Origin of the sequence: Coprococcus intestinihominis, assembly GCF_040096555.1 — a bacterium.
Classification (GTDB): domain Bacteria; phylum Bacillota; class Clostridia; order Lachnospirales; family Lachnospiraceae; genus Coprococcus_A; species Coprococcus_A intestinihominis.
The window spans coordinates 1-3,064 of record NZ_JBBMEK010000330.1 but is presented as its reverse complement, the minus strand read 5'-3'; the positions used below and the strand labels follow the sequence as shown (position 1 = coordinate 3,064).

At 47.8% G+C, this 3,064-nt stretch carries 3 protein-coding genes; all 3 read right to left on the bottom strand.

Features of this window, described 5'->3' with window-relative positions:
• Positions 1-90: 90 nt before the first annotated feature.
• The 3 genes from WMO25_RS16630 to WMO25_RS16620 all read right to left on the bottom strand — a co-directional run bounded on the left by WMO25_RS16630 (position 91) and on the right by WMO25_RS16620 (position 3,009).
• Complete coding sequence (locus WMO25_RS16630; RefSeq protein ID WP_349086275.1) at positions 91-1,101, bottom strand: SGNH/GDSL hydrolase family protein; 1,011 nt, start codon at positions 1,099-1,101, stop codon at positions 91-93.
• A gap of 102 nt (positions 1,102-1,203) precedes the next feature.
• Entirely contained in the window at positions 1,204-2,775 is a 1,572-nt protein-coding gene (locus WMO25_RS16625) for an MBOAT family O-acyltransferase (protein WP_349086273.1), read from the bottom strand.
• A gap of 6 nt (positions 2,776-2,781) precedes the next feature.
• Complete coding sequence (locus WMO25_RS16620; RefSeq protein ID WP_349086272.1) at positions 2,782-3,009, bottom strand: phosphopantetheine-binding protein; 228 nt, start codon at positions 3,007-3,009, stop codon at positions 2,782-2,784.
• Between the last annotated feature and the right edge of the window lie 55 nt (positions 3,010-3,064).

The window sequence follows — 3,064 nt, the reverse complement described above, 5'->3', positions numbered from 1 at the left end:
TTTGGTGGGGATTTTGTGACGAAAAAATGACCATTCTGTGAACGGTCACAAACGGTCATTTTCTTCTGTATATCCATTTAATTTTTATGATCAATTTTCATCGGCAGCCTGCTTGTCCGCACCGGAGACAATGCGGTTATAATCAGCACTGTCCTGCTGCCATCGCTGATAACGGCTGTTTTTTCTATGGTCTTCCAGCTGGTACTGCGATCCCAGATAATTTCCCAGCCATATACTGATCTTCTTTGCACCGCTGTAATTCAGATGATTGCCGCCGTCACGACTGTCCGTCAGCCAGTCAAAGCCCGTCTTTGTCATCATATCCTTCATATTAAAATCAATAAAAGGAATATTTCGATCAGATGCGTAGTCCGTCACTGCCTGATGTCTGGCCATATTCCATGAGTTGGCTGACGGCATCTCCACAAATAGCACCTGAATGTCCGCATTCCGGCAGATTTCAACAAACTGATTGAGACTCTGCAGCGCTATGGCATCTATTTCTTCCCGATCATCCGTCTTCGCCATATAATCGGACCCTTTGTAAGCCACCCGGTCATCCGAATAGCGGTACCCCTTGGCCGCATCATGCCATGGTTTCTGCGGTTTGCCCATCAGCTCTGAGATTGTCACACTTTTCCAGCGATCATGATATTCCAATACCGGAAAAAGATAATTGGCTGCGGTCTTGACCAATGAGGTCAGATGACCGTCCATGTTTTCCTGGAAAAGGGCGTCCGTCTCCAGGATAACAACTTTTGGCCTCTGGCATGTCAGCACTTCCTGAAGCAATCTCACGGACTGATCGATGGTCTGATTGGGTTCTCCACAGGCAAAGCCTGAAATGCCATGCGTTTTCCACAATTCCATAGGTGAAAATCCACTGGCCAGATCACTGTTGCCGATAGCCACCACATCCAGAGAATCCTTTTCTTCCCCATAAAACCCTCTGGCTCTGTAATTGTGCATGCCGCCGCTGCCGGAATTCGACCTTGGCACCAACGTCTTCGACATTCCCACCAACAGCAAAACCGTCAACAGCACAAAAGCAATCATTTTCAATGCCCGTCCGGCAAACTGTTTTCTATTAGATATATGCATTTCACTGACTCCTCATTCACGAAGTTATTTCTGCGTATTAGACATATTGCCCACTTCTGCTTCCGCCGCTGTCTGAAACTCCTGCCCATTATGCATTTGGATTTAGAAGTTAGCATACAATGGGTCCACCACGCCATATCCGCTGCCATAGGCTCCAAGCAGTACAATGGCACAAAATACCCCTGCATAAACGGTCCACCTGAGCACCATCGGCCATGATGCAATTCGCTCACGTATACAAATACCTCTTTCTCTGACAATACCCACCATCAGCATCAGTAAAGCGCCCAGCGCCAGCACAGCCAGATCATGTCTGTCTAACCCCAGCTCAAGCCAGTTTCCTGTTGTTTTTCTAAACATGGATTCAAACATCTCCGCAAAAATACGCAGACTATTTGCCCGAAACAACAGCATGCCGACATTCACCAGTATAAAAGTTCTGATAATCAGCAGCTGCTGCCATGGCCGGCTCTCCTTCCGAATCCCGGTTTTTTCATAAAAACAATGTATCACCGGTTTGCCAAAAAGGCCGAATAATGTCAATACATAGTAGTACATGCCGTAAGCCACATATTTCCATGAAGCTCCATGCCAGAGTCCATTGGCCAGCCAGACGAAAAACAGCGCAAACGCCGTTGGCATTGCCTGCCCCAGATGGACACTCAGATGTTTCTTGGCCCATCTTCCCAGCTTCATATTTGTTTTCGACAATGTCACCGGATAGAAAATATAATCTTTGAACCAGGCCCCCAGCGTCATATGCCATCTTCGCCAGAATTCACCGATGGACTTCGAGAAAAAAGGCTGATTGAAGTTCCGGGCAATCTCAATGCCAAACAGTGCCCCGCTGCCCCGCACGATGTCCATGCATCCGGCAAAATCCGCATAAATCTGCAATGTATAGACGAACATCGCCAGGATCACAATGCCGCCGCTGTAATCCGACGGACTGCCGAAAACGGTACTGACAAGCAGCGCCGCCCGGTCAGCCAGCACCATTTTCTGGAAAAGTCCCCAGAGGATCAGCTGCGCGCCAAAGGTAAACTGCCGGTAATCAGCCCTGTGTCCTTCAAAGGCCTGCCCTGCAAGCTGGTCGTAACGGCTGATAGGGCCTTCCGTAATATTGGTGAAAAGGCTGAGGAAAAGTGCCAGTCTGCCGAAGTGATGATCCGCCGCTGTCTGCCCCCGGTAAACATCGATCACATAGCCCACCGCTGACAGCGTATAAAAAGAAATGCCCAGAGGCATCAACAGTTTCAGCGCCGGCAGCTGAAAACCAGGCTCCAGATGGCTTCCCAGCGCATTGATATTGGCACTGAAAAAGTGATAATATTTCAAAAAGGCCAGAAGCCCCACATTGATCAGCACCATGGCAAACACAATATGGCGCTTTCGGCGCATCATAACTGCCTTTCTGGTTTTTCTCTCTTCTTTTTCCAGACTTTTGCGCACACTGTCAAAGGCCTGCTGCTCCCGCTCCATAGCCAGAGCTCCCAGATAAACCGAAACGGTTGTGATCAGCAGAAAAACAATCATTTTTCCGGAGGCCATCCAGTAGAAGAAATAACTGCCGCCCAGCAGCACCAACCACCGTTTTTTCAAGGGTATCAGGTAATATAAAGCCACCAGCACCCCCAGAAAAAACAGCAGATAAAAATAAGAGGTATAACTCATCCCGGACTAATCCTCCTGAAGCCGCATGATCAGCTGCCACATCGCCTCCACAGACTCAAAATTCTCCGGCACCACATCCGTCGGCAGAATCTCCACATCAAACTCGTCACAGATCTCCGTCACAATCGTCATCACATCCAGAGAATCAATCAGTTCATCCGACACCAGATGCTTCTCATTCACATAATCAATACCCGATTTCACTTTATTTAAAATATCTAATAACTCGCTCATGACTACTATATCTCCTTTGATTCTTACTTAATTAATACGTGATATCACTACTTCG